The following is a 1,150-nucleotide window of genomic DNA, read 5'->3' on the forward strand; positions in this document are numbered from 1 at the left end:
TGCTCGCCGCCGCCCGCCGCCGGGGCGGGGTCGTGGTGGTGGACCTGCCGCGCCGGGTCGATGAGGCCGTGGCCGAGGTGCTGGCCCAGCTGGACCTGGTGCTGATGGTGGTGCCGGGCGAGTTGCGGTCGGTGGCCGCGGCGGGTCGCGTCGCCGCCGGGGTGCGGATGGTCGCCCGGGACGTCCGCGTCGTCGTACGGGGCCGCTGCCCCGGCGGGCTCGATGCCGAGACGGTGGCCGGGCTGCTGGGCGTTCCGCTGGCCGGCGAGGTCCCGGTCGAGCTGGGGCTGCCCGGGCGGGTGGCCGAGGGGGAACCGCCGGGTGCGCAGCGGCGCGGCGCGCTGGCCCGGTTCTGCGACGGCTTCTGGCAGCGGGCGCTCGGCGCCGCCCCGGGGGTGCCGGCATGAGCGCGGTACTGCTGGACGCGGTGCGCCAGCGGCTCGCCGAGAGCGGCGCGGAGCCGACTCCGGCGAGGGTCGCGGCCGCCCTGCGGGCCCAGGGCCGGCTGCTCGGTGATGCGGAAGTGCTGGGCGTGGCAGCCGAGTTACGGTCCGAGCTGGTGGGAGCGGGCCCGCTGGAGGGGCTGCTCGCCGATCCGGAAGTCACCGATGTGCTGGTGGCGGCCCCGGACCGGGTGTGGGTGGACCGCGGCGGGGGGCTGGAGCTGACCGGGGTGACCTTCCGGGACGCGGAGGCCGTGCGCAGGCTCGCCCAGCGGCTCGCCGCCGTCGCGGGTCGGCGGCTGGATGACGCCCGGCCGTGGGTGGACGCCCGGATGCCGGACGGAACCAGGCTCCACGCGGTCCTGCCGCCGGTCGCGGTCGGCTCGACCTGCCTGTCCCTGCGGGTGGTGCGGCCCCGGGCGTTCACGCTGGAGGAGCTGGTCGCCGCCAGGACGCTGCCGCCCGGCGGGCAGAAACTGCTCCGGGCGATGGTGGAGGCCCGGCTGTCGTTCCTCGTCTCCGGCGGTACCGGGACGGGCAAGACGACCCTGCTCAGTGCCCTGTTGGGGCTGGTGGGCCCGGCGGAGCGGATCGTACTGGCCGAGGATTCGGCCGAGTTGCGCCCCGATCACCCGCATGTGGTGCGGCTGGAGACGAGGCCGGCCAACCAGGAGGGCGCGGGCCTGGTCACGCTGGCCGATCTGGGC

Annotated in this window: 1 protein-coding gene and 1 pseudogene; both read left to right on the forward strand. The window is 77.3% G+C overall.

Annotation, left to right across the window (positions count from 1 at the left end; genetic code table 11):
* Positions 1–407 (forward strand): annotated as a pseudogene (locus tag ACFVUS_RS44010) (hypothetical protein); the annotation flags it as partial.
* On the forward strand, positions 404–1,150 hold a 747-nt coding region (locus ACFVUS_RS44015), incomplete at its 3' end, for a CpaF family protein (RefSeq protein ID WP_387781549.1). The pseudogene ACFVUS_RS44010 and the gene ACFVUS_RS44015, both read left to right, overlap by 4 nt.

The organism is Nocardia sp. NPDC058058 (genome assembly GCF_042885355.1).
Lineage (GTDB): Bacteria > Actinomycetota > Actinomycetes > Mycobacteriales > Mycobacteriaceae > Nocardia.